Raw genomic sequence first — 15,927 nt, 5'->3', positions numbered from 1 at the left:
TTGTTATTAGAAGGTATGTTCTCTAAAAGATCAGCAGATTCAGACAGTGGTTGGGGGATGTCACAGATCCCGCAATGGGTGTTTGATATTTTCGGTGGTGGTAAAACAGCAAGTGGAGAGAAAGTGAGTGAATCGACTTCATTAAAACATCCTGACGTTTTTTCTTGTATCAATGTTTTGTCAGATGATATAGCAAAATTATCTGTCCATATGTTTAGGAAGCTGGGAGAAAATATTTCTGGAGAACGTGACCATCCTGTTTTTAAATTGCTCTATTTAAAGCCCAATCAATATATGACAGCTTTTACTTGGAAAAAATTAATGATGACGCATGTTTGTATGTGGGGAAATGCATATTCTTTGATTCTTTCAGATAAAAGAGGTGATATCACAACACTAATCCCTCTTAATCCAGCTAATACACACCCTTATCTTGATCCAAACACAGGGGATTTGTGGTACGAAACAATAATTAATAACAAACGAGCTGAATTACATGCGGAAGAAGTTCTGCACTTTAAAGGAATGACCGAAGACGGAATGGTTGGTCTCAGTCCAATTCAGGTTGCAAGGGAACATATTGGTGCTCAATCTGCCGCAACAAAGTTTAACGCGAAATTGTACAAAAATGATGCAACACCAAGAGGTATTTTGAAAATCCCAACCCTGTTACAACCAGAGGCAAAAGAGGTTGCAAGAAAAGAATGGATGAGAGTAAATGCGGGAGAAAGCATTGCGATTGTCGATGCTGGTCTCGATTATCAATCTATATCAATGCCTCTAAAAGATGCCGAATTTGTAGAGTCTATGAAATTCAATAAGGCTCAAATTGCTTCCATATTCAAAGTTCCTCTTCATAAGATAAACGAATTGGATCGTGCTACATTCAGTAATATCGAGCATCAATCTATAGAATATGTGAAGAACACTTTACAGCCGTGGATCGTTTCCTTTGAACAAGAAATCAATACAAAGCTGTTTACTGATGCTGAAATCAAGCAAGGGCTATATGTTCAATTTAATGTTAATAGTGAATTACGCGGTGATTCAAAATCAAGAGCAGAATTCTATGAAATCATGGAACGAATCGGGGCTATGAATATAAATGAAATTCGTGCTCTTGAATCAAAAAATGCCATTCCTGATGGGGATAGACACCTAGTCTCACTTAATTACACTTTCTTAGATATGTTAGATCAATATCAGATGGCTAAAGCAGGCCATAAAGGAGGTGATCCGAATAATGCCGAAGGAAATCAGACAGCTAACGACGGAAATTGAAGTTAGGTCACTTGATGATGAAAACAAAAGTGAATATGTAGAGGGTTATGCCCTTAAGTTTGAAAAGTGGTCTGAGCGTCTTGGGTGGTTTAAGGAAATCATCAGCCGTGGAGCGTTGGACGAAGCAGATATGTCCAATGTAATTGCTTTATTTAATCATAAAATTGATTATCCATTAGCAAGAAACACTGTTTCAACGGGCGCTGGTAGTCTCCAATTAACTGTTGATGCAATAGGGCTGAAATTTAGATTTGAGCCAACAGACACCACTTACGGACAGGATTTGATGAAGAATTTGAGAGCAGGTGTGATCAATCAATGTTCTTTTTCGTTTTCTCTTGATCATTCAGGTGATGAAGAACCTGATGAATGGACAAGAAATGAGGATGAAAAATTATATGAGCGCCGAATCAATCGAATCAATCGCATATTTGACATCTCGCTTGTGACAACTCCTGCATATAGCGATACGGAAGCTGTTGTGGGAGAAAGAAGTTTAGAAAAAGTAGAAGTTTTAAAAAGACAAAAAAACACATCAAATAAGAGGATTGAGCTGGAACTAGACTTATTAGACCTGACTATATAGTGGGTCTTTTTTTACGCTCAAAATCAAGGAGGAAAATCTATGCCAGTAATGATGAGTAAAGAGGAACGTCAATTGCGTCAGCAGTTTACGCAGAAAAGACAAGAAGCTAGAAATTTACTAAGTGAAGGAAAAGACGAAGAAGCACGTTCTATGCTGGATGAGGCAAAGTCTTTGCAAAAGAGAATTGAAATGATGTCTGAGGAAAGAGAACTCGATGCACCAGAAATTGAAGACAGACATTATGTCCCAGAACAGAAAAGAGATCCTGAATCTGAATCTTCTGAAGAAGAGCGCAGCTTAACAGGGACACAAGAATATAGAAATGCATGGTTCAAGGTCTTGACTGGCCGTGAGGAAGAATTAGGGAACGAAGAACGGAAAATGCTGCAGGAAGTTCTAAAAGAAAACAGACAACTTTCATCCAAAAGTGATAAGGATGGCGGGTATACAGTACCGGATGACATTTCAAAACAGATAATTAAGTCCATTCAAGAATTAAATTCTGTTCGTAACTTGGTACGGGTTGTACCAAAGACGGCACCGGGAGGTAGCTATCCAGTAAGAAAGGGTGCTGCAGGGAAGTTATATAACATTGCTGAAAAAGAAGCGATCAAAGAACTCAAAAATATGGAGTTCGACCAAATCACATACAACGTCAAAAAATTTGCTGGCTTTTTGCCTATTCCAAACGAATTATTGAATGATTCTTTCATTAATTTTGTGAGGGAGATTGTAGAATGGCTCTCTGAATCTGCAACTGTAACTGAAAATGATGAAGTCTTCTATGGAAAAGGCGGAGAAAACAACGTAGAGGGGATTATAACAAGCAAAAAATATAAATCTCTCAAAGCTCCTTCTCTAATTACAATTAAGTTTTTGAGAAAAGTTAAAAACCAAATCAAAAGAGGCTATCGAAAAAATGCAAAATGGGTGATGAATACAGAGGCATTTGAAACGTTAGCAAACATTGAAGATAAAAACGGCCGCGGGATTTTAGCCGAGGACCCACGCAATGAGGATAGCTTCCTTTTATTCGGTAGACCCGTTGAAGTGTATGACGAGATTGTCACAGACGATAAACAAAAAACTCATATTCTATTCGGTGATTTTAAAAATGCATACTTTATGTTTGATCGTCAAAAATTCGAGATCAAATCAACTGACATCGGCTCAGATGCATTCCTAACAGATCAAACATATTTCAGAGGTATTGAACGATTTGACGGAAAAGTAGTTGATCCAGAAGCCGCAGTAATTGTTACTGATTTAGTTGTAGGTGAGGAAGCAGTAGTTGAAACACCTTCTGAAGATAAGTCCGTAGACGCTGGAAAATAAAAATTGAAAGGAATTGATCTATCATGGCTAAAGATTATTTGTTTGAAAGTAATGGAGTATTAACATCTGCAGAGGAGGGAGCAGACGGTAAACCTATCACGCCTGTTTATTTAAAAGGAAACAGTGAAGAAAACCCTCTCTTCATTCAAGGTATGCAAGGTGAAAAGGGTCCGAAGGGTGATACTGGTCCTCAAGGTCCAAAAGGAGAAAAAGGCGATCCGGGAGAGCAGGGGCCGAAAGGTGATAAGGGTGACGCTGCAGTATTAGAGTCTGGCTCTGTTAAAAATGAACATCTAAGTGATGGTTCAGTAAATTCCCGGACAATCGGCAAAGGCAGCGTTATGTGGGAAAATCTCAACTCTGCTGTAAAAGACTTGATCATCGAATTGCAAAATAAGGTTGAAGCTTTAGAAAACCCAAAATCTGAATAAAGGTGATGCCAAATGACTGAGGCAGAACAAAAAGAGCTTGAAAAAGCAAAAAAATACCTCCGCATTGATGGTGATGCGGAGGATGATTTGATTTTACATTTTATCGCTGCAGCAAAAGAGTACATCAGCTCTGCAACGGGTCTGAAATTTCCTAATAATTTAGCACGAGCAGAACTGGCCGTTATGTCTTTTGTGACTCACTGGTATGAGAATAGGCAAATATCCGGAACGACATCAAATCTTGATGGTGTGCTCACAACAATGGTCAATCAACTCAAATACTTGGTTGTGGATGGTGAAAAAGATGTTGAATGATATGAGGCATCGCATTCAGTTCCAAAAGAAAAAAGAAAAGAGTCGTTTGCCTGTCGATGGTGACAACGGCTGGGAAACTATGATTGAGTGTTGGGCCAAAGCAGAGGGATTAAAAGGTGCTGAATATTATGCTGCAGCTGCCATTCAAAAAGAACATACAATCAAATTCACCATACGTCACAGGGAAGATATCGACGAGCACATGAGACTCCTATTCCAAGGAAAAACTTACGAAATTGAGTCTATTACACCCAATTATTCAAGACTTCATTTCCTCACAATTAGAGCTAGGGTAAAGGCGGCGAAGTAATGTTTAATTTACAAATCGACGGCTTAGAGGAATTAGAGAATGCAATTGGCAACATGCAAAGAAAAGTTAGCAAAATGCATAAAGAAGCTCTTACAGCTGGCGCAACAGTCATAAAAGATGAACTTCACCCAAACACACCAAGATCCGACAAAGGCCAAAAACACATGCAGGATGATCTTGATATTACGCGGCTTCGTACTGATGGAGACGGGATAAAATATGTTGCGGTTGGTTGGCCGAAATCAAAGTCACGTAAGGACACGAAGTGGAGAATTCACTTTCCTGAATTCGGCACCTTACATCAGCCTGCGCAAAAATTCTTTACGAGAACTGTCGATGCGAACTGGGATGAGGCTATACGTAAAGTAGCAGATGAATACCGACAGGCGCTGAGCAAACTATGATCAATCAAAACTTAATAAGGCGTGCAGATACTTGCAAGAATGCCATTTTTGAAGCGTTGGAGAATGATCCAGCGCTTTTGTCTTTAATAGACAAAGATGACATCTATGAGCTTGCAGTGCCAGAGGGTACAAAGTCGAGTCCACCGTATGTCGTGCTGCAAGAAATCAACTACAAACCGATCAAATGGGCTGATAACAGGCCCATACAAGATAGCGCAACTTATCAAATTGATGTTTATCACAATGCCGATCCGCAATCTATCACGGCTGCAATCGGGGATGTGATGGAGCGTTTAGATTTTGCGCCAACTATACCCATCAATGACTTTTTAGAGAAAGAGAGATTGATAAGAAAAGGGTATCGTTTTGAAAAAAATATAATACTAGGAGGCTAACTATGGCTGAGTACAGTTCAGTAACTGGTTTGGAAAACGTTCAGTTTGCACCATTGCAAAAGAAAGGTAAATTCTTTGTGCCTACTGAAATTTTAAGATATGAATATGCAATCAATATGAAGGTGGAAACTGAGACATCAACAGAGAAGCAGTATGCAGATAACAAGCTAGTCGATTTAGTGGTTTCAACTGGTTCTACAAAGCTAGAAATTGAAATGCGGGATCTTCCTATGGAAATTCTCGCGAAGCTGCTAGGAATCGAACAGGACAAAAACGGGTTGTACTTGTTCAAAAAGAACATTACCCCACCATGGGTCGCAATGACGTTTGAAGGTCCAAAAGCAAACGGGAAGTCTCGTCATGTCGGTTTAGTAAAAGGGCGTTTTTCTCTTCCAGGCGATGAGTGGAAGACAAAAGAAGATAAGACAGATTTCCAAACCATTAAACTGTCTGCGGAATTTGTTGACCGTGAGCAGGACGATCTTTTTAAAGTGGTCACAGATGAAGATGCTGAAAACTTTAATCTTGATGCTTTTTACAAGTCTGTTTTTGGAGAAGCATACAAAGATGATAAAACAGAAAACGGCAGCAGTGTTGATATTGGAAAAGGTGTTTAAGAGGGCTGAAAAGCTCTCTTTTTTCATTGGAAAATAAAAAACAAGGAGGAGTCACGATGACTCAAAAACAAATTTCTATCTCTATTTGGTTCGAAGAAGAGAAAAAACACAAAACGTTTATTGCGCCAAGAACAAACGCAAAAACACTCTATGAGGCTTTTGAGTTAGATGAAAAAGCAGTAGAAGCGGAGAATGCGAAAGAACTTGTTAAAAGTCTGAATGAACGAATTAAATTCATTGTACGTGTCTTTCAGAATCAATTTACTTTCGATCAGTTTCAAGAAGGCTTCCAATCCTTTGAAATTGCGGATGCAGTTAGAAAAATCATGATGGAGATCATGGGATTTAAAGCAGCCGAAACGCAGGAAGAAAAAGATTTTTTGCCCGACATGAAGGCGTAGATGAGCCTTTAAAAAACGGCAAAGATCAATTAAATAATATCTATACTAAATTACTTGAGCAAGGCTGGAAGATGCATGAAATTGATCAAATGGATATTTTTCATTTCTTAGAATTGAACGCTGAATCGAGCAAAACAAAAGAAGTAACGATAGATCAAATATTCTAAGTCTTGAAATCTTCGTCAGGGAAGCGGGGTGGTACATAAATGACTCAAGCAATTGGCAATATGGTCGCAAAAGTCAATCTGGATGACTCGGGTTTTAACAGAGGTATAACAGGGCTTCAAAGGCAAATGCGCCTTGCTAATTCTGAATTTAAAGCGGCTACTGAAATTTATAAGAATACTGGCAACAGGGCGAAAGAATTGCAAGCCAAAGTTGATGGACTTAACAATAAATATCGTATTCAAGGTAAAGTAGTAGAAGAACACCGTAAACGTTATGAACAATTGGTCAGAGAAAAAGGGCGCGATAAAAGAGAAACGCAAATTCACGCTCGAAAACTCAATGAGTCCATCGCTGTACACCAGAAGCTAGAAAAAGAGCTTCGTCAGGTATCTAATGAATTTGAGCATTTGCAAAGCACCAGCAATAAAGCAGCTGGTGTTTTTTCTGTTTTTAAGAAGAATGCCGGGGAAGTATCGGAAGAGTTGCAATCTGTCTACTCTGCTGCGGGAATGGCAGGGAAGGCATTAACAGGTATCGGTGTAGCAGGCACCGTCGCAATAGGTGGAGCTGTTAAAGTGGCCGCAGACTTTGAAAAGGCGATGAGCAGGGTCGGTGCTGTGGCAAACGCCTCTTCTGTCGAAATGGATCGTCTCACAGAAACGGCGCGTCATTTAGGGGCTACGACACAATTTACAGACGGACAAGTTGCCGAAGGAATGCAGTACCTTGCAATGGCTGGTTATAAAACAAATAACATTATCGGTGCCATGCCGGGCTTGCTTGCTACTGCGGCAGCAGGGCAAACAGATTTAGGTGTAACGTCAGATATTGTATCAGACATCTTAACGGAGTTTCATATTGCTGCAGAAGATACAAACCGAGTAGCAGATGCAATGACCTACACGTTCACGAACTCAAATGCGACATTGCAGCAGATTGGTCAAACGATGAAGTACGCGGGACCAGCTGCAAAAACTGCAGGTGTCAGCATGGAAGAGTTAGCGGCCGCAACGGGTATCATGGCGAACAGTGGGATAAAGGCTGATATGGCGGGTACTGCATTACGATCCACCTTAACAAGGTTAGCATCACCACCAAAACAAGCAGGAAATGCAATACACGAACTTGGCTTGAGCGTTACCGATTCTACTGGTAAAATGCGCCCTCTTGCAGATATTATTGGCCAAATTAATGAAAAGACCAAGAATTACACCGAGACTGAAAAAATACGTATTGCAAAACAATTGGCAGGACAGCACGCCTTATCAGGTTTTATCACTTTGCTACATGCGGGTGAAGGTAAGCTTAATAAATTCACCAAAGAAATAGAAAACAGTGGCGGTATAGCTGAAAAAGTTGCAAAAGAGCAAATGGACAACCTTGCGGGATCTGTGGAATACCTGCGTTCTGCCGTGAATAACGCGGTTATTTCATTAGGTAATCAATTTATTCCTACAGTCCGCAAAGTGGTAGATGGATTAACAAAAGTCGTTAACTGGTTTGATCATCTTCCTCCATCTGTTATGGGAACTATTGCCGTTACTGGTGCAGCAGTTACAGCTTTCAGTCTTTTAGGTGGAGCTTCGTTGTTGTTATTGAGTCTCATCCCAAGAATGGCCGAAGGATGGAGAGTGCTTCGTACTGCTGGCACGTATCTGACAGGCACTGTCAGAGGATCATCAGCAAGTCTAGGCGTATACTCGACACAAGTTGCTGCTGCGGGCGTTGCTTCACGAACTGCGGCAACTGGCATCAACACAGCTGCAGCATCAACAGCCGTTATGTCCACTCGAATGGGTCGTTTACAACAAAATACGGGTCTAGCGACGACTCGAATGGGCCGTCTAAATCAAACGGCCACAAGAACATCAAGGACAATGCGTGGTCTTGGCGGTACGTCTCGTATTGCTGGTGGCGGTTTAATGATGTTTGGTGGACCAATGGGTATGATTGGTGGTCTAGCACTCTCATTTTTGCCGGAGATATTAAAATTCGGTAAGGGTATAGTGATGATGGGTGTAAATGCCGTAAAAGGCGCAGGAGGATTTGCAAAACTTGCAAAGGGCGGTTTTGGCCTGTTTAACATCTTCAAAAAAGGCGCAGGTGTTGTGAGTTTGCTTAGAGGCGGCTTATCGTTGCTTGGTGGTCCTGTAGGGATGTTAATAACGGGTGTCACGCTTTTAGGTGAAGCAGGATTTAAATATTATGACAACCTGCAAAAACGGGTCTTACCAGCAACAATAGATTTTGGCGATAAAGTATCTGAATCCACATCCAAAGCAGTAAATGCTTATACGGATATGGAAAGAAAGGCTAATGCAAAGTTAGATAGTCTCTATCTGAATCAAAAAAAGATCACCAAAGACATAGCCAAAGATATGACAGGTAAATTCTCAGAGATGGCAGGGGCGTTAAAAACAGGTTACCAAGACAGTGCTGATAAAGCCCTAGATGTGTTAGGGAAATTCTATGCGGAAAATGATTCTCTTAAGGGTAAAGACGAACAGGAAATTCTTAAGAAAATCAAAGAAGGTAATGAGGAGAAGCAAAAGGAAATAGAGAAACACGAGAATAAAGTAAAAAAAATATATGAAAAAGCAGCTAAAGAACACCGTGAATTAACTAAAGAAGAATGGAAAGAAGTCAAAGAACATACACAAGCAATGAATAAAGAAATTGAAACGGCTCTTACAAAAAGCATGGATGAACAAACACTCATCTCCAAAAAGCTAAAAGCTGAATCGTCCAATTTATCAGCAAAGCAAGCAGCTGCAACAGTGAAACATAGTAAAGATGCCAAGGATAAGGTTATTAGTAACGCCAAAAAACAAGCAGACGCAGTTATTAAAGAAGCAGATGATCAATTTTACATCAAAAAAAATATTGGTGAAAAAGAACATGCTGCTACAGTTAAAGCCGCCAAAGACCAACGAGAAAAAACAATAAAAGAAGCTGAAAAAAGTCATAAGGGCGTTGTGAAGGAAGCCAAGAAACAAGCAGAAGGACATATTGATCAAGTTGATTGGGAGACTGGTGAAGTGCTAGGAGCATGGGATACATTTCTAGTTGATTTAGCTGGTGTAGTCAATACAATTACTTACGGCATTAATAAAGTCCTTGAATTCATGAATATTCCGACAATACCAGAGTGGAAACCTAAAGGATACGGAAGTAAAAAGGACGGCGCAAAACATGCATATGCAAATGGTACCGACTACCATCCGGGAGGCCGTGCATTGGTCGGAGAGGAAGGATATGAGCTTGCACATACTCCTGGTATTGGAACATATATGGTCGGCGTTGGTGGTCCTCAAATTTGGGATCTACCGCGTGGAACATCGGTTCTTCCTCATGATCAGACCAAAAAAATCACTTCACAGGGCTTACCGGGTTATGCAGGTGGTGTTGGTGATTTCTTTAAAAAGGGCGCCAAAAAAGCTGGTGAAGTAGTCGGCAAGGTGAAAGATTTCGGATCAGATATCTTTGACCTTGTGATGGCTGGCCCAAAGAAAATTATCAGCAATATATTTGGTGGTCTTATCCCGTTTAAAACTGGTAAAGGAATAGATGGTCTTGGAACAGGTATTTTAAAGACGATTCAAAAAGGAGCTCTAGGATTTCTAACAAAATCGTTAGGTGATTTTGGAGGCGATGGCGGAGCATTCAAAGGTGTAGGTGGTAGTGCTGCGGTCAAAAAGTGGGTTGCACAGGCTATAAGCATCACTGGAATTTCTCCATCCTATGCAAAAGCATTAGAAACCATTGCCATGAAGGAATCAAGTGGTAACCCGACATTAGTTAACAGATGGGATAGTAACTGGAAAGCAGGACACCCATCACAAGGGCTTATGCAGTTTATACCAAGCACATTTTCTGCATACAAAAAGCCCGGATATGGAAACATCAAACATCCAGTACACCAAATTGTTGCCGCAATTAACTATCTTAACAAGCGTTATGGCGGTATCTATAACCATCCGGGATTAAAATCTATGGCGCGCGGTGGCCCTTACATCGGTTATGCATCTGGTGGTGTCATTGACAATCATCAAATTGCGCAGCTAGGGGAGAACGGTTGGCGCGAATATGCGATCACGACTGAGCCTAAGTATCGCAAACGCTCTTTACAGTTATACTCTAATCTCGGTAAAGAGCTTGGAGTGCCTAGTTTTGGGGATGGTATGATCTCCACGGCTTTGCAGATGCTTGACCGTATTAGTAACAAAGGAGACAAGCCTCAGAGCAGGCAGCAAGATGGATTTGATATGAGACAGATGATCGAGAACCAAAACAAGCAAATTGGTCTGATGGCTCAACAAATAGACCTACTGTCTCAAGGATTAATGATGATGCAGAAGGGGTTTGAACAATTAGTATCCAAAGATAGCAACAACTATATGGATGGTCGAAAGCTTGATCAAACGACTGGTGAGCGTTATAGACAACAAGCATTTTTGAGTGGGGTGAGGTAGATGGAATTATATATTGATTTTAACAATGGATTGGGTGAGCAAAGTCTAAATGACTTGCTTCCTCACTTCCATCCGTTAAGCCTGACACCTGCCTCACCAATTGTTGAATTTGAGACAGTGTCATTGCCACGAATTAACGGTATCGTGTTACCGCAACATCCACGGGATGTGAAGTACAAAGAAAGACAGATTCAGCTTGAAATATATATGAACTCAATCATTGCTGAAAATTTCTACAGTTACAGAAGTGAACTATATGCTTTATTAGTTAAACCGTTCCCATACTACATCTCATGTGACCTGCTTCCGAACAGAAGGTTTTTAGTGACGTGTGAGGGGAATTTCACTACTCCAAAGGAAAAAGAAAAGAACCATGTTGTTTTTAGCGTTGAATTCACCGATATTTTGGGTGCTGCTGAATCGAAAAGTACATCATTAAATCGTCAATCATTTGAGGGTGAACGGTGGAGTCCCGGAATGAATATTGACATGCTTGACGACCTAGAGTATTCATTCAAGAATAAAAAAACGTTCAGCATCTACAACATCGGAGATTTTAGAATCAACCCTTTGAGGCATGATTATCAAGTGAAGTTGAGAGCAAAAGGAAAAGGTGTAACCATCATCAATCATACGACAGGTGAACGTTTGAAAATTGAAGATGAAATATCCAAATCCAGAGAGGTTTCTTTTATTAAACAGTACACCGTCGCTAACAAGAAACGTCTCAAGACATCTGGTAGGCTCCCTTCACTTGATATTGGCCGTAACGACTTTGAAATCCAAAACGCAAGTGCAATTGAAATTGTTTTCGACACGAGATTCTATTATGCATAAGGAGGGATGGCATGGCTGCGGCTGATTTCATTAAGAAACTGGCACCGGGTGCGCAGAAAGTTTATAAAAAATATAACGTACTTGCGAGCCTTGTCATTGCTCAAGGGTGCTTAGAAAGTGGTTTCGGGACGAGTGGTCTTTCTAAACAAGCCAACAACCTATTCGGAATCAAAGGAACTTATAACGGCAAATACGTCTTAATGTGGACTAGTGAGCAGGACAAAAAGGGAAACGTTACTAGGATACAAGCGAAATTTAGAAAATATCCATCATATGCTGAGAGTCTCGCGGATTTAGGAAGTTTGTACACTCGTTTAAGTCGTTACAAGGCAGTGGTCGGTGAAAAAGATTACAAAAAAGCTACTGCAGCCGTTTCAAAAGCTGGGTACGCTACTGATATACATTACCCATCAAAACTCAACAGCATCATTGAAAAATATAATCTGACGAAGTACGATGGCGAAATCGTTCCTGATGTTCCCGATGTTCCAGAAGAACCAAGTGAACCAGAAACACCAACTAAACCGACATATCCAAGCAAAGAATACGATGGGAAGGACATGCCACTCAATCAACATTTGCCGTCTGATGTGGATTTCCCGCAGCTTCACGTATCAAGCAAGGACGGAAAGGATGTCATAGAGGTCACGGGTATGTCTGTTGACTTCATGGCCGATCCAACAGGTAAAAAAACGTTCAGCTTTACACTGCCGCGCACACAGGAAAATGCCACAGAGTTTGAGCTGTTGGTTGTGGACAACATTTTATATCTTGATGAAAAGAAATATAATCATCAAAAATACTACATTACGAATGTAAGTTTGCATCAGGAAAACGGAGTGCTAACAAAAACGGTTACAGCTGCGCATATTTTCTCCGTCCTATTAATTAATAACAGAATTGAAAAAACAGTTTCTAAGAAATTAAGCATAAAAGAAGCCCTTGATATTGCTCTTAAGGGAACTGATTTCAAATATGTTATCCATGCAAAAGACGGAGATATTCCATCTGTGGAACAGGAGAACTTTGGTGAAAAGAATTCCACTGAATTGATGGATGAAATCATCGAAGATTATGGCATAGAGTTAGACGTAGATAATTACAAAATCCATGTTTACAAAAAAATGGGTCAAGTAATAGACTTTGTGCTTGATAGTCGCTATAACATGCCAGGTATTACTATTACGACAGATTCCCAGAATTGTACCACTCGTGCGTGGGGATACGGCGCACAAAAAGAAACAGATTCCGTTTCTGAATCAAAAGGTGATGGCAAAGATCAAAAAGAAGTGAAAAAAGATGAAGAAAAAGAGCCTGAGTATGTATTTGAGCCAGTTCTTTATATTCATCCCGATGAAGATAAATTTCTCGTTGAAGGCAAACCGCGCTGGGCGGAGCCAATTAAAGATGAGAGATATAAGAAAGCTGGGAGCATCATTTCTGCGTTAAAGAAACATGTTAATCCTTACCCAGAAATGACCGTGGAAGTAGAATTCCAAAAAATATATGAACCGAAATTGCTTGAAATTGAACAAGATTTTTGGTTAGGTGACACGATCCACGTCATCGCTGACACTGCAGACGGAATAACCTTTGAGGATGATCTTAGGGTCGTATCCATTCAGCATAACCCTCTTAATCCATATAGCAGCCCAACGATCACATTTGCAAACTTCCGTAAGGACATACAACGAATATCAGTAGATCAAGCAAAACAAGTGAAAAACTTACAACGATATATAAACGACATGCTCAAGACGCTAAGATAGTGTCTTTTTATTTTTGCCAAAAAGGAGAGTGAGAACATATGGTAAGGCTGAGAAAACAATATGATACAACACGAAACTCAAGATATGCTCATCAGTTGAGCGAAGACATGCAAAAAATTGAAGATCAATTAAATCAAAATGAAGACCAATTAAAAGTACACAAAAAGGGCATTTTAGTTCATACATCAGATCAAATTAAACATGGCATGTTTACTGTTGCCAATCGGATTGATAATGTGTGGGCTAGATTGACAAACCTTGTATTGAATCATGATGGCAAGGACGTAAAAGAGGTTGTAGATATACGAGTCGCAAAGGACGCTAGTATTCATAGGACAGCTAAAGATCGCCTAGACTACGAGTTCGCAAAGATTGAAAAAAGATTTAAGCGTGAGGTGCATGTGGACGATTTTGGAGCCGTACCCGATGGAAAGACAGACTCGACAGAGGCTTTTAAAAAGGCGTTTGGAAACGGGCGAGTTCGTGTAAAAGCATCTGCTGGCGTATACATCGTTCGCGGAATACGTATTCCTTCTAATTCGGCATTGATCGGACAGGGAAAAGGGATTACTACTTTCAAACTTCATGAGGATGCACCTGCCAGCACGATTCTTTTAACAAACAAAGACCATAGCGGTAACAAAAACATATATGTTGATGGTTTTTCATTAGACTGGAATCGTGATCGACAGGGCGGCATGAGGGCAACGGGTGGTATTGCATCAAGTGCATTAACTTTCGCCAAAGTGCATTTTGGCTGGGTGGAAAATGTTGAATCCATTAATCCGGGTTTACATGGTTTTGACTTCACCGCGCCGTCTTACAATATATCAGGATCTAAGTACACAAAAGATGGATGTAGATATATTTGGGTTGAGAACTGTGAGGCGAGTGGATATGGAGATGACGGTATTACGACTCATTATAGCGAATACATCTTTATCAATTCATGCCATTGCACTAATCCTAGCGGAAAGGCTCATAAAGAAGGCGAGTCAAATTCAAACGGTATTGAGATAGATGATGGTTCTAGAAATGTTTGGGTGAACGGATCTTACACAAGCGGGAATATTAGAGGGGTAGAGGTCAAAGCACATGCAGAATGGCCGGCGGCTCAAAATGTCCATGTTTCAGATCATGTATCTTATCGAGATGTGCGGAGTTATGATGCACGACACATTGGACATCACATTGCTTCTGATCCACATAGTACAACCGCCCATGACGTATCGTTTACAAATTGCGTTTCGATTGAACCTGTTTTTAACGATATGTACAAGGGATTATCGCCTAGAGCACTTGTGGTATCTGCTTATCATCGTGTTAAAGTCACTAATTTTACAGCAATAGGTAACCCATCTTATGACTATAAAAACTACCCAGTTATTGCTGTTCAATATAAAAGTAGACAGGTTGATATAAACGGGTTATCAATCACTGGATTTAAAAAGGCTTCTCACGATGTCCGTGTCTTCGGTGGTCCGCAAAGAGCCGACAATGTGACAATCACGAATTTTAATATTGAGAATTCCGCACCTATAGGCATTGGGGTAGGTGGAAGGGTCTATTCAGTCAAATTGATGGCAGGAAATCTTATTCATTCTAACGGCAACATTGGGGTGTATTCTCCTAACACACAAACAACGATTGTAGGCGTACATGCTTACGGTTATAGCAAAGCAGCTGAGCTGGCTAAAAATACAAATAAGCAGATGCCAACACGCTTAAAAGGTGGCTTGGTTGCTGGTTCAACGTCAGGACACGCTTTGTCAGGTTCGAGCGCGGTCATTGCGGCTACAGGTTCATGTAAAACTAAAGGTCCTGCAAATAGTGTATTAGCTTCTAGGGCGGGATCATCAACGGAAGGATCAAGACAAGCTGTCATTGCATCCAACAACAGTCACACGAAGGGTAATGGATATGCCCGCACAATCTTGTCATCACATAACGTCAAACAATCAAAGAGTTACACTGTTTCAGGGGGATACAACGGGCTGAAATGGCAAATTTCATCTAAGTCTGGGAACATCACGAGTGCAGGTCAAGTACGTGGCGGATCTTCTCTTTCGGATTACGCAGAGTATTTCGAGAGCGTAAGTGGTCATGAGATTTCGACTGGTACAATCGTTACTTTACGAGGCGGAAAAATTACGCCAGCACAATCAGGGGACTATCTACTAGGAGTGGTGTCAAATACTGCCGCAGTTGTTCTTGGAGAATCCACATTTGAATGGCAAGGGAAGTATTTACGTGATCGTTTTGGTGCCTTGATAACTCAAAAAGTTGAAGTTGCTCACTATGATGAAGAAGGTAATGAATCTTTCGAGGTGCTAGATTTGCCTATGGAAAACCCTGCCTATGACCCTAATAAGTCAAAAGCCTATCAGTCAAGAGCCGAACGTAAAGAATGGCATGTGATTGGATTGGTTGGACAAGTCATGGTACGGATTGATGATACGGTAAGCGTTGGTGATTCAGTCAAAGCTAAAAACGGTGTTGCGACCAAAGGGCAGTCCAATTGGCAAGTGATGAATATTGAAACGCCTTATGATTCCGAAATGGGTTATGGGATTGCAAAAGTATTTATTAGATAGGAGGTGTCATGT

14 protein-coding genes are annotated in these 15,927 nt (G+C 40.6%); all 14 read left to right on the top strand.

Annotated elements, in window-relative coordinates; all coding sequences use genetic code 11:
• The 14 genes from CKW02_RS12300 (at position 1) to CKW02_RS12235 (ending at position 15,915) form a co-directional block, all read left to right on the top strand.
• Complete coding sequence (locus CKW02_RS12300; RefSeq protein WP_003216200.1) at positions 1-1,281, top strand: phage portal protein; 1,281 nt, start codon at positions 1-3, stop codon at positions 1,279-1,281.
• Entirely contained in the window at positions 1,244-1,867 is a 624-nt protein-coding gene (locus CKW02_RS12295; protein WP_003216716.1) for an HK97 family phage prohead protease, read from the top strand. The genes CKW02_RS12300 and CKW02_RS12295 overlap by 38 nt, the downstream gene beginning before the upstream one ends.
• Positions 1,868-1,906: 39 nt before the next feature.
• On the top strand, positions 1,907-3,202 hold the full coding sequence (locus CKW02_RS12290; RefSeq protein WP_003216735.1) for a phage major capsid protein: 1,296 nt from the start codon (positions 1,907-1,909) through the stop codon (positions 3,200-3,202).
• Positions 3,203-3,225: 23 nt separating this feature from the next.
• Entirely contained in the window at positions 3,226-3,633 is a 408-nt protein-coding gene (locus tag CKW02_RS12285) for a collagen-like protein (RefSeq protein WP_003216566.1), read from the top strand.
• A gap of 12 nt (positions 3,634-3,645) precedes the next feature.
• Positions 3,646-3,948 carry a head-tail connector protein gene (locus tag CKW02_RS12280; protein ID WP_003216495.1) on the top strand — a complete coding sequence of 101 codons (303 nt, stop codon included), beginning with the start codon at positions 3,646-3,648 and terminating at the stop codon, positions 3,946-3,948.
• Positions 3,938-4,258 carry a phage head closure protein gene (locus tag CKW02_RS12275; RefSeq protein ID WP_003216322.1) on the top strand — a complete coding sequence of 107 codons (321 nt, stop codon included), beginning with the start codon at positions 3,938-3,940 and terminating at the stop codon, positions 4,256-4,258. Before CKW02_RS12280 ends, CKW02_RS12275 begins: the two co-directional genes overlap by 11 nt.
• Positions 4,258-4,662, top strand: a complete 405-nt coding sequence (locus CKW02_RS12270) for an HK97-gp10 family putative phage morphogenesis protein (RefSeq protein ID WP_003216823.1) — start codon at positions 4,258-4,260, stop codon at positions 4,660-4,662. Before CKW02_RS12275 ends, CKW02_RS12270 begins: the two co-directional genes overlap by 1 nt.
• The gene (gene gp17 / locus CKW02_RS12265; protein ID WP_003216298.1) at positions 4,659-5,057 is read left to right on the top strand and encodes a tail completion protein gp17; all 399 of its coding nucleotides are present in this window, start codon (positions 4,659-4,661) and stop codon (positions 5,055-5,057) included. The genes CKW02_RS12270 and gp17 overlap by 4 nt, the downstream gene beginning before the upstream one ends.
• 2 nt (positions 5,058-5,059) lie before the next feature.
• Positions 5,060-5,674: a major tail protein gene (locus tag CKW02_RS12260; protein WP_003216480.1), complete on the top strand. Its 615-nt coding sequence runs from the start codon at positions 5,060-5,062 to the stop codon at positions 5,672-5,674.
• 56 nt (positions 5,675-5,730) lie between these two features.
• Positions 5,731-6,075 (top strand): phage tail assembly chaperone G, encoded by a 345-nt coding sequence (gene gpG, locus CKW02_RS12255; RefSeq protein ID WP_003216783.1) that lies wholly within the window; start codon positions 5,731-5,733, stop codon positions 6,073-6,075.
• A 206-nt stretch (positions 6,076-6,281) separates the two neighbouring features.
• On the top strand, positions 6,282-10,715 hold the full coding sequence (locus CKW02_RS12250) for a phage tail tape measure protein (RefSeq protein ID WP_003216387.1): 4,434 nt from the start codon (positions 6,282-6,284) through the stop codon (positions 10,713-10,715).
• Positions 10,716-11,552, top strand: a complete 837-nt coding sequence (locus CKW02_RS12245; protein ID WP_003216562.1) for a phage tail domain-containing protein — start codon at positions 10,716-10,718, stop codon at positions 11,550-11,552.
• An 11-nt stretch (positions 11,553-11,563) separates the two neighbouring features.
• The gene (locus tag CKW02_RS12240) at positions 11,564-13,321 is read left to right on the top strand and encodes a phage tail spike protein (RefSeq protein WP_003216768.1); all 1,758 of its coding nucleotides are present in this window, start codon (positions 11,564-11,566) and stop codon (positions 13,319-13,321) included.
• Positions 13,322-13,359: 38 nt separating this feature from the next.
• Entirely contained in the window at positions 13,360-15,915 is a 2,556-nt protein-coding gene (locus CKW02_RS12235) for a peptidase G2 autoproteolytic cleavage domain-containing protein (RefSeq protein WP_003216705.1), read from the top strand.
• The last annotated feature ends 12 nt before the right edge of the window (positions 15,916-15,927 follow it).

The sequence above is a fragment of the Bacillus pumilus genome (genome assembly GCF_900186955.1).
In the GTDB taxonomy this organism is placed as follows: domain Bacteria; phylum Bacillota; class Bacilli; order Bacillales; family Bacillaceae; genus Bacillus; species Bacillus pumilus.
Note: the sequence above shows the minus strand (reverse complement) of the source record. Positions and strands in the feature narration are given on the sequence as shown.